General features: G+C 61.3%; 20 protein-coding genes. 12 read left to right on the top strand and 8 right to left on the bottom strand.

Going from position 1 to position 25,373, the window contains the following annotated elements; genetic code table 11:
* Positions 1–5 precede the first annotated feature (5 nt).
* Together IWY39_RS22830 and IWY39_RS22835 are read right to left on the bottom strand one after the other, a co-directional pair.
* Positions 6–1,241: a BCCT family transporter gene (locus IWY39_RS22830; protein ID WP_229380639.1), complete on the bottom strand. Its 1,236-nt coding sequence runs from the start codon at positions 1,239–1,241 to the stop codon at positions 6–8.
* Between the two features lie 23 nt (positions 1,242–1,264).
* Positions 1,265–2,031 (bottom strand): IS5 family transposase gene (locus IWY39_RS22835; protein WP_107124775.1). Its coding sequence is split into 2 segments (ribosomal slippage): positions 1,265–1,707 and positions 1,707–2,031, totalling 768 coding nucleotides; the frame shifts between segments, so codons are not numbered across the junction.
* A 78-nt stretch (positions 2,032–2,109) separates the two neighbouring features.
* Here IWY39_RS22835 and IWY39_RS22840 point away from each other — a divergent pair.
* A complete protein-coding gene (locus IWY39_RS22840; RefSeq protein WP_107124774.1) occupies positions 2,110–2,307 on the top strand; it encodes a hypothetical protein in 198 nt (65 codons plus the stop codon).
* Here the strand turns inward: IWY39_RS22840 and IWY39_RS22845 are convergent.
* Entirely contained in the window at positions 2,304–3,056 is a 753-nt protein-coding gene (locus tag IWY39_RS22845) for a BCCT family transporter (RefSeq protein ID WP_229380800.1), read from the bottom strand. The two genes, IWY39_RS22840 and IWY39_RS22845, sit on opposite strands and share 4 nt — an antisense overlap.
* 146 nt (positions 3,057–3,202) lie before the next feature.
* Between IWY39_RS22845 and IWY39_RS22850 the strand changes: the two genes are divergently transcribed.
* On the top strand, positions 3,203–4,912 hold the full coding sequence (locus tag IWY39_RS22850; RefSeq protein WP_107126332.1) for a thiamine pyrophosphate-dependent enzyme: 1,710 nt from the start codon (positions 3,203–3,205) through the stop codon (positions 4,910–4,912).
* Positions 4,909–6,546, top strand: a complete 1,638-nt coding sequence (locus IWY39_RS22855; protein ID WP_107126333.1) for an FMN-binding glutamate synthase family protein — start codon at positions 4,909–4,911, stop codon at positions 6,544–6,546. Before IWY39_RS22850 ends, IWY39_RS22855 begins: the two co-directional genes overlap by 4 nt.
* A 26-nt stretch (positions 6,547–6,572) precedes the next feature.
* Here the strand turns inward: IWY39_RS22855 and IWY39_RS22860 are convergent, their stop codons facing one another.
* Positions 6,573–7,112, bottom strand: coding sequence for a MarR family winged helix-turn-helix transcriptional regulator (locus IWY39_RS22860; protein ID WP_017181261.1), 540 nt, complete (start codon positions 7,110–7,112; stop codon positions 6,573–6,575).
* A gap of 186 nt (positions 7,113–7,298) precedes the next feature.
* Here IWY39_RS22860 and IWY39_RS22865 point away from each other — a divergent pair, with 186 nt between their 5' ends.
* The 6 genes from IWY39_RS22865 to IWY39_RS22890 are packed head-to-tail and all read left to right on the top strand — an operon-like array spanning position 7,299 to position 14,987.
* Complete coding sequence (locus IWY39_RS22865; protein WP_107126334.1) at positions 7,299–10,214, top strand: TonB-dependent receptor domain-containing protein; 2,916 nt, start codon at positions 7,299–7,301, stop codon at positions 10,212–10,214.
* 24 nt (positions 10,215–10,238) lie between these two features.
* Entirely contained in the window at positions 10,239–11,651 is a 1,413-nt protein-coding gene (locus tag IWY39_RS22870; protein ID WP_107126335.1) for an MFS transporter, read from the top strand.
* Between the two features lie 14 nt (positions 11,652–11,665).
* Positions 11,666–12,580 (top strand): TauD/TfdA dioxygenase family protein, encoded by a 915-nt coding sequence (locus IWY39_RS22875; RefSeq protein ID WP_229380801.1) that lies wholly within the window; start codon positions 11,666–11,668, stop codon positions 12,578–12,580.
* 9 nt (positions 12,581–12,589) lie between these two features.
* On the top strand, positions 12,590–13,561 hold the full coding sequence (locus IWY39_RS22880; RefSeq protein ID WP_107126337.1) for a 2-hydroxyacid dehydrogenase: 972 nt from the start codon (positions 12,590–12,592) through the stop codon (positions 13,559–13,561).
* A complete protein-coding gene (locus tag IWY39_RS22885) occupies positions 13,561–14,442 on the top strand; it encodes a kinase (RefSeq protein ID WP_107126338.1) in 882 nt (293 codons plus the stop codon). The genes IWY39_RS22880 and IWY39_RS22885 overlap by 1 nt, the downstream gene beginning before the upstream one ends.
* 53 nt (positions 14,443–14,495) lie before the next feature.
* Positions 14,496–14,987, top strand: a complete 492-nt coding sequence (locus IWY39_RS22890) for a DUF3237 domain-containing protein (protein WP_229380802.1) — start codon at positions 14,496–14,498, stop codon at positions 14,985–14,987.
* A 23-nt stretch (positions 14,988–15,010) separates the two neighbouring features.
* Here the strand turns inward: IWY39_RS22890 and IWY39_RS22895 are convergent, their stop codons facing one another.
* The 3 genes from IWY39_RS22895 to IWY39_RS22905 all read right to left on the bottom strand — a co-directional run bounded on the left by IWY39_RS22895 (position 15,011) and on the right by IWY39_RS22905 (position 18,746).
* A complete protein-coding gene (locus IWY39_RS22895; protein WP_107126340.1) occupies positions 15,011–16,759 on the bottom strand; it encodes a PAS domain-containing protein in 1,749 nt (582 codons plus the stop codon).
* A 173-nt stretch (positions 16,760–16,932) separates the two neighbouring features.
* Positions 16,933–18,126 carry a hypothetical protein gene (locus IWY39_RS22900; RefSeq protein ID WP_107126341.1) on the bottom strand — a complete coding sequence of 398 codons (1,194 nt, stop codon included), beginning with the start codon at positions 18,124–18,126 and terminating at the stop codon, positions 16,933–16,935.
* A 320-nt stretch (positions 18,127–18,446) separates the two neighbouring features.
* Entirely contained in the window at positions 18,447–18,746 is a 300-nt protein-coding gene (locus IWY39_RS22905; protein WP_107126358.1) for a 2Fe-2S iron-sulfur cluster-binding protein, read from the bottom strand.
* Positions 18,747–19,553: 807 nt separating this feature from the next.
* Here IWY39_RS22905 and IWY39_RS22910 point away from each other — a divergent pair.
* From IWY39_RS22910 to IWY39_RS22920, 3 genes are all read left to right on the top strand, one after another.
* Positions 19,554–20,561: a sterol desaturase family protein gene (locus IWY39_RS22910; RefSeq protein WP_229380803.1), complete on the top strand. Its 1,008-nt coding sequence runs from the start codon at positions 19,554–19,556 to the stop codon at positions 20,559–20,561.
* 352 nt (positions 20,562–20,913) lie between these two features.
* The gene (locus IWY39_RS22915) at positions 20,914–23,238 is read left to right on the top strand and encodes a TonB-dependent receptor (protein ID WP_231377814.1); all 2,325 of its coding nucleotides are present in this window, start codon (positions 20,914–20,916) and stop codon (positions 23,236–23,238) included.
* A gap of 10 nt (positions 23,239–23,248) precedes the next feature.
* Positions 23,249–24,793, top strand: coding sequence for an alpha/beta hydrolase domain-containing protein (locus tag IWY39_RS22920; RefSeq protein WP_231377815.1), 1,545 nt, complete (start codon positions 23,249–23,251; stop codon positions 24,791–24,793).
* 172 nt (positions 24,794–24,965) lie between these two features.
* Here IWY39_RS22920 and IWY39_RS22925 read toward each other — a convergent pair whose 3' ends face one another.
* Positions 24,966–25,355, bottom strand: a complete 390-nt coding sequence (locus IWY39_RS22925; RefSeq protein WP_107126344.1) for a carboxymuconolactone decarboxylase family protein — start codon at positions 25,353–25,355, stop codon at positions 24,966–24,968.
* Positions 25,356–25,373: the final 18 nt, after the last annotated feature.

Here is a 25,373-nt window from a genome sequence, read left to right on the forward strand (position 1 = left end):
CGCGATCAGGCCATGCGGCGTATGTGGCGGAAGCTGGCATAGCGGCCCACAATTTCGTGGATCAGTTGCTCGCGCGTATAGCCGGTCACATCACGGGGCTGATCGCCTTGGGGACTTTGCGCCATCGCGCGGTAGTGCAGCTTGTCGCCTTGCTGCGCCTTGCGTGTTTCGGCCCAGGCAAAGCTTGGCGTGCGAAAGCCGCGCAGCTTCACGCTGTATCTGAATGCACCGCGGTCGCCATGGTTTACGGCGAGCGTCACATGGTCCGGCCCGCGCGATATGTCAGGCGCAAAGCCCGCCGCGCTCATTTCTGCAGCCACGGCATCCAGCGCAGGGGATGCAACATCGTCTATGAAGGCGCGGACTTCCGCTTCCTTGTAGAAATGGACGATATTGGCGAGGCGCCGTTGCCAGCCCAGCGTTTCATCTTCGCTCTCTTGCGCGCCGGAAAGGTCGAGTGCGCCCGTGTCGGACTCGGTTTGCAGCGCCCTTAACAGGCCATAGCAGATGAAGATCATGACAACGGCAAAGGGCAAGGCACTGGCGATGGCGGCGGTCTGCAACGCGCGCAGCCCGCCCGCCAGCAGCAGCACCGCCGCCACCGTACCGGCACAGACCGCCCAGAATACGCGCTGCCAAACGGGCGTGTTTTCCGCCCCGCCAGACGTGATCATGTCGATCACTAGGGCCCCTGAATCAGCCGACGTTACGAAGAAGGTGATGACCAGCAAGGTCGCAATACCCGACGCCAGCGTCGAAAGCGGCAGTTGCTCCAGCACTTCGAACAGCGCGACGGGAAGGTTGTTGACCACGGTCCGGGCAATGGGCGCGACGCCGCCCATGTCGAGCGCGATGGCTGTATTGCCGAATACGGTCATCCACAGAAAGGTGAAGAGCACCGGTACCAGCAGCACGCCGGTCACGAATTCGCGGATGGAGCGCCCGCGCGAGATGCGGGCGATGAACATGCCGACAAAGGGCGACCAAGCGATCCACCAACCCCAGTAGAACATCGTCCAGCTGCCGATCCACGGATTCGGCTCATAGGCGTACATGCGGAACGTGCGCTGGACCACCGCGCCCAGATAGGCGCCGATATTCTGCACATAGGCCTGTAGAAGGAATACGGTCGATCCAGCGAAGAGCACGAACAGCAGCAGCGCGATGGCCAGCACGATGTTGAGTTCCGACAAGCGCTTGACGCCCTTGTCGAGCCCGGCGACGACCGACAGCGTGGCCATGCCGGTGATCGCGGCGATGAGTATTAGGCCGTAGACTCATAAACGCGCAGCCACAGGCGGATCGAGGCGAGTTTGACCATGGTAAGGAAGTTTTCGGCGAGCTTGTCGTAGCGGGTTGCGACACGGCGGAAGTGCTTCAGCTTGGAGAAGAACCGCTCGATCAGGTTGCGCTCGCGATAGAGCCGTTTGCTGAAGCAGGGCTTCCACTTTCGATTAGATTTGGCCGGTATGTTGGGCGTGGCTCCTTGCTCCTCGATCAGTGTGCGGATGCGATCCGCATCGTAGGCCTTGTCGGCAAGCACGACCATGTGCGGCCCGAGATGGTTGAGCAGTTCGTCGGCGACCTGCCCATCATGGGCTTGGCCAGCAGTCAGGCCGAGCCTGATCGGGAGGCCTTGCGCGTCGACGACGGCATGGATTTTCGTCGTGAGTCCACCGCGTGATCGACCGAGACAATGATCTCGACCCCCCTTTTTGCCGTCGCAGCCTGTTGGTGCGCCCGGATGGAAGTGCTGTCGATCATCTGGATGTCACCGTCATGGGCGGCGGTGATGGCATCCATCATTCGGTCCCACACCCCTGCCTTGCGCCAACGCACAAGGCGATTGTAGCAGGTGGTGCGCGGACCATAGCGCTCTGGCAAGTCACGCCAAGGTGCGCCCGAACGCAAGACCCAGAAGATGCCGTTCAGCACGCGGCGGTCATCAACGCGTGGGACGCCTCGGGGTTTGTTGGGCAAGAGCGGCTCGATCACGCGCCATTCAAAGTCTGTCAGATCATATCGGCTCATGCTGATCCTGAATCAGCTTTCGTGCATAAAGAAAAGCCACTGTAGGTGGCGCGACCGAAATACGATATTGTCTGCCTCATGTCAGACCCATTCAACGAGGACCTGATCGCTGCAAAGTCCGCGTTCGCTGCCATAGGTGCGGCGGCTGTTTTTGGGGCAATTCTGCTCTTCAATGCCGAAACCCAAACTATCTGGGGCGTAGCAAAGGGCATCGCAGGGATCGCTCTTTGTGTCGCCGCCATCTTCGGAGCGAGAGCCTTATACAAAGGGCTTTAGCCGCCGCCATTTATGGGTTCACGACCTAGTTGAACGCTGCTGTTGGTGGGGATGCCGAACAGATGGCTGAAACCTGCGTTGACCTGCAGCACGCCAAGGCCCAGCGAGGTCGCCACCCCGAACATCGTGCCCAAGACGGCAAAAATGTCGATGGCATGGCCGACCGGCCCGTAAATATGCCGTCCGATCAGGGGAAACAGCGCCGAGCGGATGGTCAGGGGCAGTCCGCGGCGGAACGAGAAATAGGCCAGGGCCAGCCCAACAACGATGTAGATCGCCCAGGCGTGAAGGCCCCAGTGAAAGAAAGTCAGGACCATGGCCTGCCGGGCGGACTCCACGGTTTTGCCTTCGCCCACCGGGGGCAGTGCATAGTGCTGCACCGGCTCAGCCACGCCAAAGAAGATCAGGCCGATCCCCATGCCTGCGCTGAACAGCATCGCAAACCATGAAAGATAGCTATATTCCGGTTCGCTGTCGTCGGGCCCCAGCTTGATGTCGCCATAGCGGCTGAGCATCAGGTAGAGCGCGAAGATGAGAAAGCCGGCGACAGAGGCGATGTAGAACCAGCCGAAATCGCGCACGATAAAGTTCTGCACAGAGTTGAACATGTCCCCCGCACGATCGGGGAACAGCGCGCCGAACGCGGCGAAGGCGACGATCAGCACCGCCGAGATATAGAATACCGGCGCATTCACCTGCATCCGGGGCGCAGGCTGCGCGCCGGTCGCGGCCTCTTGCTCGTCCACCATTCTCTACCCCCTGCCTTTCAGCCAATCCTCAGGAACGACTCTACGCCTGATTTGTTTCTGCGCGATATTTTCGCGTGCGCAATGACCCCACTTGCGCCCCTTGTGCGTTTCCTGGCTCAGACGAGTACGCTGCAAAGGACAGGCGCATGACGACAGTCGCACAGGTGATCATAGAAACGCTGCAATCTGCCGGCGTACGCCGCTGCTATGGCGTTCCCGGAGACACGCTCAATCACATCACCGATGCGATCAGGACCAGCGACATACGCTGGGTGCATGTCCGGCATGAGGAAGCGGCAGGCTTTGCGGCGGGCGCCGACGCCATGCTGACCGGCGAACTTGCTGCCTGTGCGGGGTCCTGTGGTCCCGGCAGCCTGCATTTCATCAACGGCCTGTTCGAATCGCACCGCAATCGCGCGCCAGTGATACTGATCGCCAGCCAGATCGTCCGCGACGAGCTTGGCTTTGACTTCCCGCAGGAGGTCGATTTCAAATCGGTCTATGCATCGTGCAGCGTCTTTTGCGAGGAAATCCGCACGCCTGCCCAGGCACGACGCATGACCGCGATGGCGGCGCAAGCCGCCCTGGCGAAGCGAGGGGTGGCGGTGCTGATCGTGCCTGCGGACGTGTCGAGCGCCAAAGCGCCTGACGAGCCGCATTTCACCGTGCACCGCGCCGCGCCGGTCGTGCTGCCTTCCGACGCGGAGCTTGACCGGCTGGCCAGCGCAATCAATGCCGGCAAGCGCGTGGCGATCTATGGCGGTTCAGGCTGCGAGATGGCGCATGATGCGGTAGTAGCGCTGGCCAGCCGGTTGCGCGCGCCGGTCGCTCGCACATCGCGCGCCAAGGATTTTCTGGAAGCCGACAATCAGTTCGACGTAGGCATGACCGGCATTTTTGGCAGCGAGTCGGGCTATCACGCCTTGATGTCATGCGACGTGCTGCTGCTCCTTGGTTGCGATTTTGCATGGCGGCAATTCTACCCGGACAAGGCAACCATCCTGCAGGTCGATCTTGACGGCACGCATCTGGGACGCCGCCATCCCGTCGATATCGGGGTGGTTGGCGATATTGGACCGACGCTTGAAGCCTTGCTGCCGCGCATCACACCGCGCGAGGACGACGGGTTTCTGAATGAATGCCTGGATCATCATCGCAAGGCGGTGGCGGCGCAGGCAAAGCACGCGACGGAAGGCAAGGGCGGCGCGATCCATCCGCAATATCTGACGGAAATGATCTCCCGTCATGCGGACGCCGACGCGATATTCACGGCGGATGGCGGATCGCCGATGGTGTGGTGCCTGCGCCATATCGCCTCGACCGGGCAAAACCGCACGGTCGTCAGTCTCAGCCACGGCACGATGGCGAATGCGATGCCTCAGGCGCTGGGGGCCAAGGCGGCCTTCCCGGACCGGCAGGTCATTTCCCTGTCGGGCGATGGCGGGATCGCCATGCTGATGGGTGACCTGCTGACCGCCATTCAGGAAAAGCTGCCGATCAAAGTCGTTGTCTATAATAATGGCGCGCTCGACTTCGTAGAGATTGAACAGAAGGTCGAGGGGCTGCTCGACAGCTATACGGAACTGGTCAATCCCGACTTTGCGCGGGTGGCCGAAGCCATCGGTTTTCGCGGATGGAGGGTCGAAAAGGCGCAAGACCTTGAATCGATGGTGCAAGCCTGGCTTGCCGAGCCGGGCCCGGCACTGCTCGATGTCGTGACCGATCGGTTTGAACTGGTGATGCCGCCCAATGTGAAGCCGGGGCAGGTGGCCGGCATGGCGCTCTATTCGGCCAAGGCGGTACTGAACGGACGCGGACGGGATGTCGTGGGCATCGTGCGGAACCTGCTGTCATGAACAGGCGCCCTGCCCTGGCGGACTCCCTGTTCCGCGACCACGCCCTGTCCCGCAACGCCCTGCTGCTGGCGGGTCTGGTCGGCACGATCGCCGTGACGCTGACAGGCTTGCGCCATCCCCGCGCCTTTTGGCTGCTGCTGCTGTTCGTGCCGCTGCTGGTAGTGGCGCTCATCGACCTATTGCAGACGCACCACTCCCTTCGCCGCAACTATCCCGTTTCGGCCCGGTTCCGCTGGTTCTTTGAATGGCTGCGGCCCTTCCTGCGATCCTACATCGTGGAGAGCGATCTGGACGGACGCCCTTTCAGCCATGACGAGCGCGCGCTCGTCTATGCGCGCGCCAAGGGTGATGTGTCGACCCATCCCTTTGGTACCGAACTGGACGTCTATTCCGAGGAATATGAGTGGCTGGCCCATTCGATAGCGCCATCGCGCCATGCCGAAAAATATACACGCGTCTCCGTTGGAACGGACCAGTGCAGTCGACCTTACAGCGCCGCGCGGCTCAATATTTCGGCGATGAGTTTCGGGGCATTGGGCAGCAATGCGATCGAAGCGCTGAATCTGGGTGCCAGGATTGGCGGATTCTATCATGACACTGGCGAGGGCGGACTGTCGCCCTATCATCTCAAACATGGCGGCGACGTAGTGTGGGAATTGGGGTCTGGCTATTTCGGCTGCCGCGATGCCAGCGGCAATTTCGATCCGGCTCATTTTCGCGACAAGGCCACCAATGACGCCGTGGTCATGACGGAAATCAAGTTGAGCCAGGGTGCAAAACCCGGCCATGGCGGTTTGCTGCCAGGCCCGAAGGTGACGGCGGAGATCGCAAGGATTCGGGATATTCCAGAAGGCGAGGATTGCCTGTCGCCGCCTTTCCACACCGCCTTTTCGACGCCGCGCGAACTGCTCGCCTTCGCCGCGCAGATGCGCGATCTTTCCGGCGGGAAGCCGGTCGGCATCAAATTATGCGTGGGCTATCCGCATGAATTGTTCGCCGTGGCAAAAGCGATGATCGAGACGGAGATACTGGTCGACTTCATCGTCATTGACGGCGCGGAAGGCGGTACGGGCGCTGCGCCGACCGAATTGTCCGACCGGGTCGGCATGCCGTTGCGCGAAGGGTTGATATTGGCGCGCAACGCGCTCGTAGGCACGAACCTCAAGGACAAGGTGCGCCTTGCCGCATCGGGCAAGGTCAATTCCGGCGCGGCGATCGCGATGAATGCGGCGCTGGGCGCTGACTGGTGCAATGCGGCCCGCTCCTTCATGTTCTCGCTTGGTTGCGTGCAGTCCATGCGCTGTCACACCGATACATGCCCGACAGGGGTAGCCACCCAATCGCCCGCGCGTCAGCGTGCGCTGGTGGTGCCCGAAAAGGCAGAGCGGGTCGCCCGCTTCCAGAGGGCAACGCTCGACGCGCTCCACGACATTGTCGTGGCCGCTGGTCTCAATTCACCGGACGAATTCACCCCGGATGGCCTGCGCCAGCGGATCAACGCGGCGGAGATGCGATCGATCGACGAAATCTATCCGTTCGTGCAACCGGGAGAATTGCTGGACGGTGCACGCGATCCGCGGCTTGCGAACTGGTGGAACGCGGCCGATCCAGCCAGCTTTGCAAGACGGGCGTGACCGCCGCAAGGGACAAGCCATCCCCGTTACACGGGGTCATCGTCCATGTCCTGAGCCTCACCCACGCCCGCAATGATCATCCCCAGCACGCGCGTCGCCAGTTCCATGTCCTGTTCGCTCAGTTTGGCAAATACCGCCGACCGGATCTCGGACAGGATCGGCTGAACCTGTTCGACGACCTCGATACCGGCGGGCGTTATCTCGATATGGCGTGATCGCTTGTCGGTTGGATTTTCCGTCCGCCGGATCAGACCGTCGGCTTCCAGCGCGTTCAACGTCCGGATCAGCGGCGGCCATTGGATCGCCAGACGGGCCGAAAGCAGCGATGTGGTAACAGGCGGCGGCGCCACGCTCAGGACGAAGAGGGTCTGCCATCTGGGCCTGGACTGACCGGTCGCCGCGAGCATCCGGCTTTCGACATGCGTTCCCCAACGCCGCGCCGCGAGCGAGAGCATGCGCGTGAGGCGAAATTCGACATCGTCCCGCGATCCTTCGGGAAAATAGGCGCGATATTGCGGCGTGTTGCTGTCGAACGGGTCGACCGGATTGGAGTCGTCGGTAGCCATATCATTCCCATCGCAATGCGGGGTGCGCTGAATTTTATCCCCCAAGTCGTTCTTAGCGGCGCTCTTAAGCAACTGCAAAATGCGCGTTTTCCTGCCGATCTGGCCAATGGATGAAGCCGTTGACAATATATGTACCGTGATACATACATTGCCCCAGAGGCCGCAGCAGAAGGCCAGGAGAGGGAAATGATGATGCGATTGAGCACCCAGCACATGCGTGCAAATGTGAGCGGCCGGGCCATTGCCGGGGCACTGATGGCGGCATTGCCGATCGGCGCAGCCGCACAGGATGCCGTTACGGCCCCACCGCCCGCCACCCAGCAATCGGACGACGCGGTCCCCGCCGATCTCCCCACAACCGACATCGTCGTGACGGGGACGCGCCTTGGGTCCAGCTTCAACGCGCCGACGCCCGTCACCTCGATCGGGGCGGAACGTCTGGATGCGCTGGGTATCACCAATGTCGGCGAAGCGCTGAACCAGCTGCCCAGTTTCCGCGCATCGAGCGGTCCAGCGGCCCAGGCCAATCTGGGCGGCAATATCGGCGCGCGGTTGCTCGATCTGCGAGGGCTTGATCCGCAACGCACGCTTGTCCTGGTCGATGGCAAGCGCTTCGTCCCCAGCACCGTGCAGGGTTCGGTCGACACCAACCTCATTCCATCGTCCCTGTTGCGCACGGTCGATGTCGTGACTGGCGGCGCTTCGGCCGCTTATGGTTCAGATGCCGTCGCGGGCGTCGTGAACTTCATCCTTGATCGCAAGAAGGAAGGGCTGGACGGCGAATTCGCCGCGGGCATGTCCCAGCGGGGCGATGATGGCAATCTGTTCGCCAGCCTGTCGGGCGGCATGCGCCTGAGCGAACGCGTCCATATCATCGGCGCGGTGGAATATGAAAAGCTGGAAGGATTGGGCACCTGCACTAGCCGCAGTTGGTGCAACAGCCAGACCCTGATCCTCGGCAACACGCCGGGCGCCGGTGGCCTGCCCGCCAACCTCATCATCGCCGGGGTCAATACATCGACGATGACGCCGGGCGGTCTGATCAACCGATCCTATAATGCGGCGGGTCAGGCGATCGGCACGACGGCTACCGACCCGCTGCGCGGCACGAAGTTCCTTCCCGACGGCACGCCGGGTCAATTCCAATATGGCACGCTGGTCGGCCCGCTCTTCATGCTTGGCGGCGAAGGACAGGGGCGTAACGGCTTCATTTCGGCCCTGCGGCTCAAAGTGCCGCTGGAGCGGGTTTCCACCTATGGCGCGCTGACGGCGGAACTGACCGATGATGTGACGCTCACCGCCGACATATCCTATGGCCGCGTCAAGGGCACGGTCGACGGCGCGATCTTCCGCGACTTCAATGGCACGTTGCTGGGTCGCATCAAGCGCGACAACCCGTTCATTCCCGCCGCCGTCGCGTCGGCAATGGATGCGAACGGCGTCGCTTCCTTCATCCTGGGCAAGGCCGCGTTCGACCTTGGCCCTGGCCGTGCAACATCGACCACGGAAACCTATCGCGGCGTTCTGGGCGTAGAGGGGCGACTGAGCGACAGGTGGACGATCAACGGCTTCTACCAATATGGCCGCACCAACTTCACCCAGCGCGCGACCAACCTCGTTAATCAGGCCAATCTGCTGAAGGCGGTGGATGCGGTACAGTCCGGCGGCCAGACCGTCTGCCGCGTCAATGCCGATGCCATCTCCAGCAATGACGATCCCTCCTGCGTCCCCTTCAACCCCTTTGGCGAAGGGCAATATAGCCAGGCGTCGGTGGGCTACATCACCGGCAACGGCCTGCAACATACCGTCAATGAACAGCATGTCGCGGGCATCGACCTGCGCGGCGAATTGTTCGACCTGCCTGCCGGGCCTGTTACGGTGGCGGTCGGCGCGGAATATCGCCGGGATACGGTCGATGGCACCGCCGACCCCATCTCCGCGGCAAACGGCTTTTATTCCCTCAACGGGTCGGCCCTGTCGGGCGGCGTGACGGTGAAGGAGGTATTTGGCGAGGTCGCCGTGCCGCTGTTGCGCGATTCAGCCTTTGGCTATGCGCTCGATCTCAATGGCGCGGCCCGCCGCACCCATTACAGCACCACAGGATCGGTCACGACCTGGAAGGCTGGCCTGGTCTATGAACCGGTCGAAGGCGTCAGGTTGCGCGGCACGCGGTCACGCGACATCCGCGCGCCCAACATCTTTGAACTGTTCGGGCCGCAGACGCTCCGCTCGATCGGCCTGTCCGACCCGCTGAACGGAGGATTGCAAACCAACCCCTTCGTCATAACCGGCTCCAATCCCAATCTTTCCGTTGAAAAGGCGGACAGCTGGACCGGCGGTTTCGTGATTGCGCCGCGCACTGGCCCGTTCCAGCGCCTGCGTCTGTCGGTCGATTATTATAATATCAAGGTGGCCGATGCGATCGGCGCGCTGGGCGCGCAAACGCTGGTCAACCGCTGCGCCCAAGGGGCCACCAATTTCTGCAGCCAGATCACGCGCGACGCCAACAACCAGATTCTTCAGGTTCGCGACGTCATCCTCAATTCCAATGCGCTCAAGACCAGCGGCTATGACATCGAATTCCAATATCGTCAGCCGATCGGATCGTGGGGCGAACTGAATGCGCAACTGATCGCGAACATCACCAAAGAATTGACGACCGTCGATGCCCTGGGCGCAGTGGACCGCGCAGGCCAGACCGGCGTTCGTACCGGTACGATACCGGGCGTGCCCGACTATGTGCTGGACGGCGTCCTTACCTGGACCGTCGGCAAGTTCCAGTTGACCGGCCATGGCCGCTACATTCCATCGGGGATTTACTGGACCAATTTCGTCGGGCCGGATCAGGATGGCTATGCCGTTACCGCGCCCAACAGCGTCGACAACAATAATGTCCCCAGCCGCTTCTACCTTGACATGACGGCCCGTGTGAATGTCGATACCGGCAATGGCCGGACCTTCCAGCTGTTTGCGACGGTCAACAATCTGCTGGATCGTGATCCGCCCGCAATGCCCGGCCCGTCGGGCGGCACCAACCAGATCCTGTTCGATCCGGTCGGTCGCGCGTTCAAGGTCGGCGCGCGCTTCCACTTCGGTTCATAAGGCGCGGGATCGACAGGAGCCGATATGAGCATGAACGCAACCGATCCGTCACCCCCTGTCGTCATCCATCTGACGGATGTGATCGAACGTCAGCGGATCAATGCGTTCATCATCCGGCTGGTGGCGCTATCCTGGGCGGTCACCTTCCTCGATGGCTTCGACATGCTCGTCATCTCTTTCGTCGCTCCCTATCTGCGCGACGGATTTGGTGCGGACGTGATTTCGCTGGGCGAACTGTTCGCGACGGGCGTGTTCGGGGCGATGCTGGGCGGGATCGCCTTTGGCTGGCTGGGCGACCGTTATGGGCGGCGTCCGATCATCATCGCATCGGTCGTGGCCTTTGGCGCCACCAGCATAGCCATGGCGCTTGCGCCAAACATGCATATGCTCCTGATCCTCCGTTTCCTCAATGGTCTGGCGCTGGGCGGGCTGATGCCGCTTGCCTGGGCGCTGAACATCGAATTCGTGCCCAGCCGCTATCGCGCGACTGTCGTTACCGTCATCATGATGGGCTATACGCTGGGCGGCGTGGTCGCCGGGCCGATGACAGTCTGGCTGGCGCCCGATTATGGCTGGCAATCGGTATTCATGGTGTCGGGCGTGGCGACGCTGCTGCTCGTACCCATTCTCCTTGCCCTCCTCCCCGAATCCGCTCGCTATCTGGCGGTCAAGGGACGATCGCCCGAAAAGATCGCCAGGTCGCTGAACGCGCTGGCGCCGGGGCTTGGCGCGCGGCCGCAGGATCATTTCACGGTCACCGACGAAGCGGTGGCCTCAACCGGGCAAAGCTTCCGCATCACGACCCTGTTCAAAGGCGATCTGCGCCCGATCACCAGCTTGCTGTGGCTCGCCTATATCGGCAGTTCGATGGCGGTCTATTTCAAGTCGAACTGGGGACCGATCATCTTTGAGGATGTCGGCTTCACCCGGACCCAGGCGGCGATGATCATGTCCATCAGTTCGATCGGCGGTTCGATCGCGGGGCTGGCGCTCATGCGCTTCACTGACCGCCTGGGTCCGATCGCCATCGCCTTCTATCCCATGCTGGCGGCGCCGCTGCTGCTGGTCATGGGTCTGGCGCCCGTCTCGCTACAGGGGCTGGCCGCCTTCTCTCTGCTCAGCATGGCGATGATCAGCGGCACGCATTTTGGCATGCATTCCATCGCTGGCATCTTCTATCCCAGCGCGATCCGCGCCAATGGCGCTGGATGGGCAACGTCGGTGGCGAAGATCGGCTCGATCTTCGCGCCGCTGCTGGGCGGTTATCTGCTGGCGATGAACATGCAGCCGCGCCTGCTGTTCGTGCTGCTGGCGGCGACGCCCCTGCTCTCTGCCGTGTCGCTCGTCCTGCTCGCCCGTGTCGGCAAGCGCCGGGCCGCCCGCAATACCGTTCCCACCGAAAACACCATCCTTCCGGCGAAAGCCGACCAAGCCTAACAGGAAATATGATCATGGCTCTGACTGCGACCCCCATAACAGCGCGCTTTGGCGCGGAGCTTTCCGGCATCGACGTCGGCAAACCGTTGAGCGACGCCGATTTCGCCGCCATCAAGGACGCGATGAACCAATGGGGCGTATGCGTCATTCGGGGGACCGGGTTCGACAATGCCGCCCACATCGCTTTCAGTCGCCATTTCGGCCATCTGGAAACCGCGCCTGCGGTCAAGAACCGGCCGCGCCGCCACCCGAACACGCCGGAAATATTCGACGCCAGCAACCTCACCCCGGCGGGCGAGATACTGGTCGATGAAAATATGGTGCTGCACAAGAAAGGCGATCGGCTCTGGCATACCGATTCTTCCTTCATGGAGCTGCGATCGGCCTATTCGCTGCTGCTCGCCTATGAGGTGCCCAAGGAAGGCGGCCTCACCTATTTCGCGGACATGCGATCGGCCTATGAGGATCTGCCGGCCGACATCCGGGCGAAGATCGATACGCTGGAAGCCGACCATTCGCTCTGGTATTCGCGCCTGCTCGCCGGTTTTCCGATCACGGAGGAAGAGATTGACGGCCGACCCAAAGCGCGCCAGCCCATGATCATGCATCAGGAAGCGACTGGACGTACCGCCATCTATATCGGCAGCCATGCGATGGATGTCGTGGGCCTGCCCCGTGAGGAAGGCCGCGCGCTGATCAAATATCTGATCGAATTCGCCACCCAGCCGCAATATGTGTTCGGCGTCTCCTACGAACCGGGCGACATCGTGATCTGGGACAACCTCACCACCATGCACCGGGGTGGCGATTTCGACATTTATAACGAGCGGCGCGACATGCGGCGTACGACCGTGCGCGAAGGCGAACCGCCCGAACATGCCGATGATCCGTTCACGGCCTATTTCTCCGCCTCGGCACCAAAGAACTGATCCGAAACGATGGTCAACAAGCCCCGGATATTGGTGACACGCAAATGGCCCGAAAGGGTCGAAGCGCTGATCGCGCAGCGCTATGACGCGACATTCAACGATAGCGATGTCGCACTGACGAGCGCGCAACTGGCCGCGGCCATGCGTGACTTCGATGCGATCTGCCCCACCATCACCGATCGGCTGGATGCCAGCATATTGGGCGTGGCGGGGCGACGGGTGCAGATCATCGCCAATTACGGCGCAGGCGTTGATCATATCGATCTCGCGGCGGCGCGGGCGGCGGGCATTGTCGCGACCAATACGCCCGGCGTGCTGACCGACGCGACTGCTGACATCGCCATCACGCTGATGCTGATGACAACCCGCCGCGCAGGCGAAGGCGAACGGGAATTGCGTGCCGGGCAATGGACCGGCTGGCGGCCGACCCATTTGCTTGGGACCAGCTTGCGCGGCAAGACGCTGGGGCTGGTCGGCTTTGGCCGGATCGCGCAGGCGATGGCGGAGCGCGCCCGTTTCGGCTTTGGCATGGACATCGTCTATTTTTCACGGCGACCCGGCCCGCAGGAAGATGAACAGCGTCTTGGCGCGCGCTTCGTGCCGTCACTGGTCGATCTGGTGGCGCAGAGCGACGTCGTATCGCTGCATATCCCCGGCGGCGCGGAAACCCGCAACATCATCGATGCGGCCATTTTCGCACACATGGCCCCCCATGCCATATTGATCAACACCGCGCGGGGTGATGTTGTCGACGAAGGCGCGTTGATCGACGCACTGGAAGCAGGGCGGATCGGCGGCGCGGGGCTGGATGTCTTTGCTGGCGAACCCCATGTCTCCCAACGTTTGCGCGATGCGCCCAATACCGTCCTCCTTCCGCATCTGGGCAGCGCAACGCGGGAAACGCGCGAAGCGATGGGCATGCGCGCGCTTGCCAATCTGGACGACTGGCGGGAGGGTCGGACGCCCCGCGATAGCCTGTAATGCCTGTGTCCGTTGATGATCTTATCGCGGCAGAACAGTTGCCCGCCTCCTACGCGGCGATAGTCGATCGCTGGTGGCGGCCGCTCGCACAGCAGATCGCGCAGTGGCACAGCTTGGCAGGACGCACCCTGATCGTCGGGATCAACGGGGCACAGGGCAGTGGAAAATCCACGCTCTGTCGCTTCCTCTGCGCGTCGCTGTTGCCTGAACATGGCGTGTCGGCGGCGGTGGTTTCGCTCGATGATCTTTACCTGCCCCTGGCGGCGCGCGAGCGGATCGCGCAGGACATCCATCCCCTCTTCCGCACGCGCGGGGTGCCGGGGACGCATGATGTCGATGCAGGGATCGCGCTGCTGGATGATATGGCCGCCGGGCGGGAAGCCCTGATCCCGCGGTTCAGCAAGGCGCTGGACGACCGATTGCCGCGGGCCGACTGGACACGCCATGCCGGCAAGGTCGACATTCTGCTGTTCGAAGGCTGGTGTGTGGGCGCTCGGCCACAGGATGCCAACAGCCTGATCCAGCCGCTCAACGCGCTGGAGGCGCAGGAGGACGCCGAAGGCATCTGGCGACGCCATGTGAACATGGCCCTGCAGACCTCCTATGCGCAGCTGTTTTCGCGGATCGACCATCTGGTGATGTTGCAGCCGCCTTCGTTCGATCATGTTCTCGCCAACCGGCTACTTCAGGAACATAAGCTTCGCGCGGCCGCGCCGGATGCGCCAGCTATCATGGATGACGCCGCCGTGGCCCGCTTCGTGAGCCATTATGAGCGTGTGACCCGCCATATGTTCGCCGACCTTCCGGCGCGCGCGGACATAGTGTTTCAGCTTGATGCACAACAGAATGTGATGTCCTGCCAGCGCCTTGCCGGTCCATGATTGGTATATGCCAAACTGGATTCTCGTAACCGGATCGCCCGTAGATGGAGCCGATGACCATGTCGCCTGACAATATAACCGTCGATGCCATCCGGCCCGGCCTTGAATTCCTTTATGCTGCCAGCGCGCAACTGGCCGATCCGATACAGATTGGCCAGACGCCGGATGGCATGCGGCGGATCATACCCATCCTGTCGGGCACAGTCGAGGGACCAGGCATTCGCGGCCATATCCTGGGCGGAGGAAGCGACTGGCAGCTTCTGCGGCCGGATGGCGTCACGGTCGCAGACGCGACCTATGCGATCGAAACCGATGATGGCGCGGTCATCCAGATCCGCAACAGGGGACTGCGGCATGGGCCTGCCGATGTCATGGCGCGTCTGGCAGGCGGGGAGCCTGTCGATCCGTCGGCTTATTATTTCCGCACCGTCCCCGAATTCATCGCACCCGTTGGCCCTTATGAATGGCTCAACAGCAGCATCTTCATCTGCTCTGGCGCGCGTTACCCCGACTCGATCCGGCTATGGGTCTGGCGCGTCACCTGATGGGGTGAACGCGAGGGACCGGACTATTCTTCGGCAGCGCCGAACTCGGACGGAATGCGACGCGCTTGACCGGCGGCGCGCTTTGCCAGCGCCTGTGCCACCCGATCCAGCAGCTCGGCCTTGCGCCACGGCTTGCCAAGCACATCCAGCCCGCGCCGCAACGGTCCTTCTGCAACCAGTTCCTCATTATAGCCCGTCGTCATGAGAACCGGCATATCGCGATCCTGCGCAGTGATCGCTTCGGCCAGCGCGATGCCATTGAGCGTGCCGGGCATGACCAGGTCGGTAAACAGCAGGTCGATGGGATCGGTCCCGCGGATCCGCTCCCATTCCGCCAAAGCAAGGTCGCCATTTTCCACCGCCGTCACGCGGTATCCTGCCTCGACCAGATGCTCCTGGGCAAGGGCGAGCACGTCGGGGCTGTCCTCCACCAGCAGGATGTGCGCGCCGTCCACCTTGGCGCTTTCGCCAACAGGATGCCCCGCCGTGTGAACCGAGGGCAGCGCGTCCGCACCAGCCACCGGAAACAGCATGCGGATCGTCGTGCCCTTCCCCGGCGCACTGTCAATCTCCAGCCGGCCACGCGATTGCTGGACGAAACCGGAAGCCATGGCGAGCCCCAGGCCGGTGCCCTTGCCGGTCGGCTTGGTCGTGAAAAAGGGTTCGGCGGCGCGCGCGGCGACATGCTCCGGCATGCCCTCCCCCTCGTCGCGCAGCTCAATGACGACATAATCGCCGGATTTCAGCTGTCGCGCCTCTGCATCGCCGTTCAGATGCAGCTTCAAGGTGCAGATCGTCAACAGCCCGCCGCCTGGCATCGCGTCGCGCGCGTTGAGCGCTATGTTGAGGATGGCCATCTCAAACTGTTCGGCATCCAGCACCGCCTTGGGCAGCCCGTGGCGCAGGCTCAGATGAAGCTCGACCGAGCGGCCCAGCGAACTTTCAAGCATGTCGGCAAACCCGACAATGCAGGCATTCACATCGATCGCGCGCGGGTCCAGCCGCGTCTTGCGTGCAAATGCCAGCAATTGCCCGGTCAGCTTGGCGCCACGCTCGGCAGCGCCCTGCGCGCGCGCCAGATAAGCCTGTGCTTTTTCATCCGCGACGCGACCCGACAATAGTTCCAGATTGCCTGTCACCACTTGCAGAAGATTGTTGAAGTCGTGCGCAAGCCCGGCAGTCAGTTGGCCGATCGATTCCATCTTCTGCGACTGCTGATACGCCTGCTCGCTTTCCTTGCGGCGCGTCACGTCCAACTGGCTGGCGAAGAAATAGAGGAGGTTGCCCGACGTGTCGTAAACCGGGCCAATGAACACCGCGTTCCAGAACGGTGTCCCGTCCCGCTTGTAGTTCAGTATCTCGACAGCGATCGACTCACGCTGGGCGATCGCATCGCGCAGTTCGTCAACCGCGGCACGATCGGTCTGCGCACCCTGAAGAAAACGACAGTTCCGCCCAAGGATCTCGCTCTCTTCATAGCCGGTCAGATCAAGGAACGCCTTGTTCGCGAACACGATCGGATTGTCCTGCTGCGCGGGGTCCGTCAGGATCATCGGCATGCGGGTCATCTCGATCGCCGCGAAAAAAACGTCGCCACGATCATCGAGTCCGGGCCGGGTGATAACACTTTCGCGCCAATGCTGCCGAGCCTTGCGACCAGTGGTATCCTTGCCGTCATCCTGTAGCGTGTCGCCTGCCGGAATGCCCTGGCTCTGCCCTGCGCTTTCGACGTCAAAGCCAGCGTCGTTTTGCCCGTCTTGGTCTTGATTCATGTGTTTCCTCTAGTTGCCAACGCGCACGAGTCCAACCGTGCAACGATTGGCGCGCCATTTGGTTACCAAGGCAATGGAAAGGACCGATCATGGATCAGCGAAGCGGTTGCTACCGCGTCGCCGGCATCGCAATCATCGCTGCGTCGAAAGCCGCCGGAGCCCGATCAAGTCCATCATCGTTGCAAGGTGGCGTCCCATTGACGCCCTGCTTGCGTCGGTCTCACGATAATCAGTCGATTTGCCACGCCGGATGGTCCGAAAGTCCGGATTTCGTAAAGCGCTTCGAACGCGGACTTTTCACTGGCTTTTCCCGTCAATATGGCCAGATCGGCTTGACGGGATACAATCTGTGCTACCTCCACAAGACCCGGATCGTTCATTCCGGCGATCACCAGAATGCGGTTGCCAAATGGTCCTGGAAAGCTGGCGACATAGGCATAGTCGCGACGCAACATGCGCTCCTTGGACGGGTCGGCCCAATTGGCTTCGAACCGCCGGCCACTCCGGCGATCGACGATCGCGTTTCCGGTCGGCATCAAAGCAAAGCCTGATCGATCGAATATCGGCTCCCTGAGGTCGCGCAGGTCGCTCAACAGACCGATATAGACGATATTATGCGTCTTGAGCATGTCTGTGGTGAAGCGCGACGATGTGATCGCCCTGGCCTTGGCATCGCCGGTGGCCCGGTTCAGGACCGGCATGATGGACACCAGCGCGGGGGCCATCGCCGCTGGCAGGTCAAACTGGTTGAGATCGACCACCTGGGCACCATCGCGCTTGTGGTTGAGCAGGTAGCGGTCGAGATCTTCGCTGCTGGTGACGAGCGGATCAACCACCTGCCGAACGACCCGGCCGTTTTCGACTTCCCCGAACGCATAACGATCGCCCACGATCAGGGCGGTCGGGATCGCCGAATGTGTCAGGGGCTTCCAGAACGCGGACGCCAGCCGAGCATCTCTGGTCAGGCTCAAAGGCCAGAACCAGGCCATCAGCACCGCGAGAACAATGATCCCAAGGACGCAGATCGCTAGGACAGGCCGCACCAGCATATTGTAGCGGGTTTGACGCCGGGGTGTTCCTGCGTCGTCGGTCTTGCCGAAAAAAGCCTCCGCGGCCAGTCCCGCAGCATCGACATCGACGTCGGACCTGAGTTGGAGGCGATATTCCCCTCGTGGAAGCACGAGATGTTCGCCTTCCCTGTTGGGGGGCAGGTTTTCCAGCTTCTTGCGCAGCCGGTGGATGCTCATCCTGACGGTGGCGTCCTGGCCGAGATGATCGCTTGGCGAAAGCCCGAATACCTCCTGCGCAATCTCGATCTCTTTGGGCGTTCTAGCTGCTAGAGAGGATTCGACGAGGAAGTCGAACAATCGATTTATCTGTACCGATTTCCCCAGACTTCCACTCGTTCGGACCGTTTCGGCGAATGCTCTCAACCGTTCCCGTGCACTGTCATCTGACGACATGGCATCTGACGACATGGCATCTGACGACATGGCATGGGATCGTGAACGTGGGACGGAATGACGGACCAGGTTGAATTTTCAGCGCTGTGCTCCAAGCAACAATCTTAACATATCTGCGCCCCCTCTGTCCGTAAGTAAACACCCTAGGTCACACATGCCGCCGTATGTTGCGGACGCAGGCGCCAACGCGGCCGCAATCGGACAGCGACGCCTGCTCCGGTTCATTACTCCTCGACCGCTACGGTAACTTCCATGCCGTGCAACTGTGCGGAAAACGGGATCTGGCAGGAAAGGCGCGATTGCGACGCCCGGTTGGCGATGCTGTCGAGCAACGCGTCCTCATCGTCACTCATGGGCGGCAAGAGGCTCAACCACTCCGCGCTGACATAGACGTGACACGTCGCGCAGGAGCAGACGCCGCCACAATAGGCAGGCAGTTCGGCAATGCCCGCATCGCGGATCAGTTCCATGACCGAATGGCCGGGCGACGCGGCAACGTCCCGAACGACTCCATCGGACAGCATGACCCGCAACCCGCCTTCCCGCTGCGGTTCAGCGGCAACATCTTCTACGGGCGATATCGACATATTCACTGTGCTCATCTCCTCAAAAATCCTTGCGCGTGCGCCCTTTGCGGGCCCGAATACACCTATGGCTGTGGATATTATGAATGTGAATTTGACCCACGCGGCGCCGCTCGCGAAGCTATCGCATCTCGATCAGGCAACCGTTCATCATCGTTCATTCATTGGCAGCGAATTCGCGATAATGTCAATGATTATCTCATATTTGCAACAGCAACCTGAGGCACTCACCGGCACGTACCGACTATTGCGGCACATTTAGAACGCGGCACCGCCGCGCCTCACGCACGGATTTTCGCGGCCCTTCGGGCCGTCACCTTACCGGCGTAATCCGCCGTCGTCCAAAGCGTCGCAGCCTTTGATACGGTACGTTACGTCCTGCACAATACTGTTCGTTACTTTTGGTCGCAGCCAAGGCGCGCGATGCTTTCCCCCATGGCCAACCAAGCTTGCGCCGCGAAGCAGGGCGATACGAATTGCATCCTGGCGAGCAGCCACCGTCGTGGCGACGCCAGCATTCGCGCTCCCGCATCGCTGCTGGGCATGCGCAAGCAATGGCTGAACACGCTCCTTAACGAGCGGACGCGAATAGGAGAGACAATATGATTACATGCTTCAACACCGCCCGCCCCCCGTCGGTCGTCGTCGATCATGGAATCGTCTCGCACCGATCGGCTGGCCGACATCGTCCGCCTCCAGGCCGCTCTGTCCTAGCGATCTGCGCATGCCTGTCGACAGGAGGTCATCATGGACAATTCTAACCTGTGGTCCGGCATTCGCGCCTTTTACGAACCGACCATCGAAATCATGGCGATGTGGATGTGGGGTCTGCCTCTGTTCGCGGCGGTGGTTGCGATCATCTTCATTCTGTCGGAACGTCCGAACGGCCCCATATCGTTCAAAATGTTGCTTAACGCCGCCTTCCCGCGCGACCTGCACAGCCATGCCTCGGCACGGGTCGATCGCTGGAATGCGATCATCCTTTTCGTCATCGGCTTCCCGCTCGTCGGCCTGTTCGCACTGAATGGCCTGGCGATCGCGACCAACGTCGCCAACTTGCTCAGCGCCGAATTTGGTGCCACCGCCCCGCTGCTGCATGCGGCCTGGGCAATCGTCGCCGTGCAATTTCTGGTCTTTTTCCTGGCCACCGACTTTATGGGGTATTGGGTCCATTACTGGTGTCACACCAACCCCTTCCTGTGGACCCTGCATAAGCCGCACCACACGGCCGAAACCCTGACCCCCTGGACGCTCTATCGCCAGCATCCGATCGAATTCTTCATCGTCAATGCTGTCCCGGCGGTGTTTGGCGGCCTGGTGACGGGCGTGGCCCTTTATGCCACGGGCACGGCCCTGCACCCTGGAACCGTGGCCTGCGTCGGCATTATGGCCTATATATTGTTCTTCGTGATCGACTTTCTGTCCCACGTCCATGTGCCGGTATCATATGGCTGGCTGGATCGGATCGTGCTGGCGCCCGTGATGCACAATCTGCACCATAGCATCGAACTTCAGCATCGCGACAAGAACAACGCCGTGGTCCTGACATTGTGGGACTGGATGTTCGGCACGCTCTATCTGCCCAAGAAGGGTGAAACCTGGCGATGGGGCGTCAATGAAGAAGAATTCGGCGACCAGAACCCGCATAACACCCTCAAGGGCTTTTATGGCGAACCCTTTGTCGTCGCCGGCCGGCAGATCAGGGATCTGGTGCGCGTCGGACGGCGGCACGAGGCAGAAGCCGACCCGAAATAATAACGTTACCCGCGCCCATGGCTGCGACCGTTACGGCTATCCGCCGAGGTCGCAGCCAAAGCTGTGACGCCCGCGAATCCGGCCTGTCCTTGCATTAACATGCGATCGTTACGCCGCGATACGGTACGTTACTTACCCCACAGGCGTTGCCCCCATAGCCTCTGAGACGCGATGGGATGAGCAACAGCCCCAAATACCCATTTTCCAACACCCTCTCGGGACTGCGATTTTCGCGCCGGGCTAGGGCAAAAAAAGGCGGCACGCATGACGTAGCCGCCAATGAGACAGGGAGTAAAACTGTATGAGGCCTTTCGACACATTCGTTTCCGAACGCCACCGGCGCCTTTTGAGCATGAGCGCGAGCGTATCGATCCTGACGCTGGTCCTGGTAGCAGAACTCAACGGCGCCGCTGCTCTGGCGCAGGCATCTCAAGGCTCTGCCGTTGATCGGCCCTCACCAGCACAAGCCCGCAACAACGATGACGACAGCAACGCGATCGTCGTTACCGCACGGCGAAAGGAAGAGTCGCTGACGGACGTGCCAGCCTCGATCACGGCCTATTCTTCGGACTTTTTCAAAAAGCAGAATATCCAAACCTTCGCTGATTATGCGACGAAACTGTCCAACGTCACGTTCCAGTACGGCCAGGGCGGCGATTTTTCGTCGGTCGGCTTTGTCGGCGGCAGGCAGACGACCATCCGCGGCGTCGCCGGAGCCAACACGACAGCCTATTATATCAACGATACCCCCGTCCCGGCCTCGATCAGCCCGCAGACCCTGGACCTTGATCGCATCGAAGTCCTTAAAGGACCGCAGGGCACGCTCTTCGGCGCCAGTTCGATGGGCGGCAATCTGCGCTTCATCACGCGCCAGCCGACCTTCACCGAAAACAGCTACACCGCCCAAATTCAGGGCGGCGGCACCAAGAATGGCGGCTTCGATTTCGACGGCAATGCCCTGGCCAACCTGGTTGTCGTACCCGACCGGGTGGGACTGGACATCGCTGGCGGCTACACGCGCGAGTCCGGTTTCATCACGCGCCGTTTCCCCGGTGCGTCTGGGGCCCTTGTTTCGGTGCCCGGTCAGGGGCGCGGCGACACCTACTCGGCCTCCGCATCCTTGCGGGCGAAGCTGACGGATGAGCTGGAGGCGACGATCAGCGGCATCGGGCAGATATATAATCTGCATGGTTTCCCCGCCGCCTATCTCCCCCTCCCCGGTTATCGCCCCGTGACCTACACGATTGATCGCGATCGCGACGTGCAGGAATATTCCAAAGATCGTTGGGGGCTAGGATCGCTTGTCCTCAAATATTCGGGCGAAGGATATTCGATCGTCTCTTCCAGCAGCTATTTTGCGCGTCGGACGAAGGAATTGGAAGACACGACCGAAGGCAATAACGGCTATATCAGGGATGTGCTTGGTGTGGATATCGGGGATCCACCATTGCCGACCATCAACATTTCCAAGGACCGGCGCTTCACGCAAGAGGTCAGGCTTTCGTTCGACGAAGGCACCCTGCTGCCCGGCTTGTCCGGCATCGTCGGCCTTTTCTATCAGCACCGTTTCAACAGCTTTGCACAGCCGGCCCTGCCGGTTCCGGAATTCGAGGATGCGGGGTTCGATCCGCCCTTCATCACGCGCCAGACTTTCCCGACGCATGAAGACAATAGCGCGATTTTTGGCGAGCTATATTATGAAATTCTACCCAAACTGACACTGACCGGCGGGCTGCGCCAATATTGGATCAAGCAGAAGGCCGACGCCGTGCTGAGCGAAGGCATCTTCAATTCGCCGGGCGGCGACCTGGCACCGGCGCGCCGCAGCCGCCAGAGCGGTATCGTTCCAAAGTTCGTCGTTTCTTACAAGCTGCCGCGGGAGGGCACGGTCTACGCATCGGCGTCGAAGGGTTTTCGTCTGGGTGGATCACAAGGTCGGCTGCCGGATTTCTGCCAGTCGGACCTCGCGGCGATCGGGCGTACACAGGATGATACGCAGGATTTCAAGTCCGACACGCTATGGAGCTATGAAGTCGGCGCGAAGAGCCGGATCGCCGGAGGGCGGCTGAATGTCGCGGCCGCCGCGTTCCAGATCGATTGGTCCAACATCCAGCAGCAGGTGATCCTGCCCACATGTACGTTCAGTTTCACCGCCAATGCCGGCAAGGCACGCATTCGCGGCGGCGAACTGGAAGTGAGTGGCAGGCCCATCGCCGGCGTGCCCTTGATGCTCCAACTCGGCCTTGGCTACACCGATGGCCGCTTGCTTGACCCCGGCCTCCTCGCGCAGGCGCCTGATACCCGGCTCGTCCAGACGCCCAGATGGACCGGATCGATTTCGGGCAATTACGATCATCCAATCAGCGACAACGCGTCGCTGCTCATCAGCGCTGACTATAGCTATACAGGGGGGCTGAAAGTCGCAAACAGCGCTGGCGGCTTCCTCGACCGCAAGCCACTCAACTTCGTCAACGCCTCGATCGGCGTGAAGTTTGGCACCTCCCAGATCACGCTTTATGGCAAGAACCTGCTCGACAAGCGCCTCAACCTCGGCGACCTGTACAGTTCGGGCATCGAGCGGTCGGAAATCCTGGCCGATGGCAGTGCGCAGCGCCTGCCGCGTGGTGCGGTCAGCCGCCCGCGCCAGCTTGGCGTCCAATTCAGAACCGACTTCTGAGATGGCCATTATGAGCAAAGCGTCGTCATTGCCCGACACAAAGCGACGGTGGCGCTCTCCCGCCTGCGGAACAGCGCTGGCCCTTGCCATCGCCTTGCTGGTCGCGAGCGGCGCCGACGCTGAAGTGCTGCCGATGCCAACCGTCACTCCGGTCCCGCCCAGCGGAAAGCTGCCGCTTTCTTCCGCGGCGCGGCCGGGAACCGAATATGTCGATCTCGAAAAGGTCGGCTATGAAGAGGCGGAATATTATCTCGCGGGCGTAGCGCCCGCGATTACAGCAACGGGTCAGACCGTCACGACCGCTCCCTACGTCACCCGGTTTCTGATACGCCAGCCCAAAGATCCCGCGCGGTTCAACGGCACGGTCATTATCGAACCGTTCAGCTGGTTTGGGGAGCGGGCTGCGGGCTGGATATTGACCCGCGATTACCTCACCCGAAAAGGATATGCGTTCGTCGGCTATACCCTGTCGATCATCACGCCGCCCAATGACCCGAAATTTCCGCTCGATGAAACCGGACAGAGCGCGGACGCCCGGCAATATGGCGACATCGTCAATTTCGATTTCATGCGCCGCTTCGACTATCCGCGCTATGCACCGCTTGGCAGCTACTTCGATGCAGGCAAGTTCCTGCGCGGTGGAAAGCCAGACCCGTTCATCCCCCAAGCGCAGGGCATCAGCGCTGAACTGGCGATGCTGCTTAAATCGAACCTGCCGAACGGTCCTTTGGCAGGACGCAAGGTCGATCGGGTCTATGTCAACACCTGGGCGGTCAATGCCCAGATCTGGTTGGACTATCTCGATCAGGGTCGACACCAGCAATGGCGCATGCCGGACGGACGTCCCTTGATCGACGCCTATATGACGGGCAAGCTCGCCTATGGCGAGGTGGCGGGAGACAGCATCCGCCTGCCGCGCCACATGCCGACAGACGCGCCCTTCGTCACCATTTTCAGTCAGTCCGAAACGGTGCATGATGCGATCGAACAGATAGTCCTGCCGCCTGACACAGACCAACCCAAATTGCGCTATTATGAGGTGATGGGCACCCCACATCTGCGCAAGGCCGATCTGGGGACCGGCGAAGTGGAGCCCATGCCGTACGAGCGCGGAAAGCCGAACGATCCGCGGTGCCAGCAGATTTACGACGAACCATCCGAACTGCCATTCTCGGCGTTGCTGGACGCGCTTGACCGGTGGGTGCGATTGGGGGAGCCGATGCCTCGTGCGGACCGGGTCGCGCGCGACGGCGCGGGCGTGCGGCGAGACGCCAAAACCGGCAATATAGTGGGAGGCGTACGCCCGCCCTGGATCATGGTGCCAAGCGCCGAATATTGGACCGACTATGAAACCGGCTGTGGCGTCGTCTATGACACCAAGCTTCCCTATTCCGCTGCGCGACTACGCGCTCTTTATGGCAATTATCGCAACTATGCCCGTCGGTTCGAGGACGCCAAACGCCGATCCGTGTCGGCAGGATATTTGCTCCCAGGTGATGCTGAAGGACTTGAGCCAATAGCCTCTCCCGCTGACTTTACGAAAACGGCGCCCTGACAGCCGATACATGGCTTTTGGCTTGCTGCGGAAACGGTTGCATCGGATTTGCGGATCGGCAAATCCGATGCTGAACAGCGCAACTGCCGTCGCCAGGGCGAGTACTCAACCACGCTCCTTTGCGGCCCTGATGACGTTCCTGTGCGACGTAGGCAGCCGAACGAAACGCTGCTTATTCCGACAGCTCCGCGTCATATTCAGCAAACGCGTCCTGAGCGATGCGGGTAGAATCGATCCCGGCGGGAATTCCGCAATATACCGCGACCTGCAACAAGGCTTCGCGAATTTCCTCGCGGGTCAAACCGTTGCGCAGAGCCGCCTTGACGTGCAGCTTCAACTCGTGCGGCCTGTTCAGCGCACTTATCATGCCGATATTCAGCAGGCTGCGGTCCCGCCGCGACAAACCATCGCGGGCCCATATCTCACCCCAGCAATAGCTGCTCGAAAGCTCCTGCATCGGCCGGCTGAAATCATCTGCCTGCGCCATGGAACGGGCGACATAGTCCGCGCCCAGAACCTCGCTGCGAATGCTCAGCCCTTTGGCCAGCCGATCTTCGTCCATAACTGCTCTCCGAGCCAG

It is taken from the genome of Sphingobium sp. JAI105 (genome assembly GCF_015752145.1).
Taxonomy (GTDB): Bacteria; Pseudomonadota; Alphaproteobacteria; order Sphingomonadales; family Sphingomonadaceae; genus Sphingobium; species Sphingobium xenophagum.

Bases quoted from the DNA above. Each gene is read 5' to 3' on its own strand.
- IWY39_RS22830 (WP_229380639.1), bottom strand. From the start codon at position 1,241: ATGGCCACGCTGTCGGTCGTCGCCGGGCTCGACAAGGGCGTCAAGCGC.
- IWY39_RS22840 (WP_107124774.1), top strand. From the start codon at position 2,110: ATGTCAGACCCATTCAACGAGGACCTGATCGCTGCAAAGTCCGCGTTC.
- IWY39_RS22845 (WP_229380800.1), bottom strand. From the start codon at position 3,056: ATGGTGGACGAGCAAGAGGCCGCGACCGGCGCGCAGCCTGCGCCCCGG.
- IWY39_RS22850 (WP_107126332.1), top strand. From the start codon at position 3,203: ATGACGACAGTCGCACAGGTGATCATAGAAACGCTGCAATCTGCCGGC.
- IWY39_RS22855 (WP_107126333.1), top strand. From the start codon at position 4,909: ATGAACAGGCGCCCTGCCCTGGCGGACTCCCTGTTCCGCGACCACGCC.
- IWY39_RS22860 (WP_017181261.1), bottom strand. From the start codon at position 7,112: ATGGCTACCGACGACTCCAATCCGGTCGACCCGTTCGACAGCAACACG.
- IWY39_RS22865 (WP_107126334.1), top strand. From the start codon at position 7,299: ATGATGATGCGATTGAGCACCCAGCACATGCGTGCAAATGTGAGCGGC.
- IWY39_RS22870 (WP_107126335.1), top strand. From the start codon at position 10,239: ATGAGCATGAACGCAACCGATCCGTCACCCCCTGTCGTCATCCATCTG.
- IWY39_RS22875 (WP_229380801.1), top strand. From the start codon at position 11,666: ATGGCTCTGACTGCGACCCCCATAACAGCGCGCTTTGGCGCGGAGCTT.
- IWY39_RS22880 (WP_107126337.1), top strand. From the start codon at position 12,590: ATGGTCAACAAGCCCCGGATATTGGTGACACGCAAATGGCCCGAAAGG.
- IWY39_RS22885 (WP_107126338.1), top strand. From the start codon at position 13,561: ATGCCTGTGTCCGTTGATGATCTTATCGCGGCAGAACAGTTGCCCGCC.
- IWY39_RS22890 (WP_229380802.1), top strand. From the start codon at position 14,496: ATGACCATGTCGCCTGACAATATAACCGTCGATGCCATCCGGCCCGGC.
- IWY39_RS22895 (WP_107126340.1), bottom strand. From the start codon at position 16,759: ATGAATCAAGACCAAGACGGGCAAAACGACGCTGGCTTTGACGTCGAA.
- IWY39_RS22905 (WP_107126358.1), bottom strand. From the start codon at position 18,746: ATGCTGTCCGATGGAGTCGTTCGGGACGTTGCCGCGTCGCCCGGCCAT.
- IWY39_RS22910 (WP_229380803.1), top strand. From the start codon at position 19,554: ATGGACAATTCTAACCTGTGGTCCGGCATTCGCGCCTTTTACGAACCG.
- IWY39_RS22915 (WP_231377814.1), top strand. From the start codon at position 20,914: ATGAGCGCGAGCGTATCGATCCTGACGCTGGTCCTGGTAGCAGAACTC.
- IWY39_RS22920 (WP_231377815.1), top strand. From the start codon at position 23,249: ATGAGCAAAGCGTCGTCATTGCCCGACACAAAGCGACGGTGGCGCTCT.
- IWY39_RS22925 (WP_107126344.1), bottom strand. From the start codon at position 25,355: ATGGACGAAGATCGGCTGGCCAAAGGGCTGAGCATTCGCAGCGAGGTT.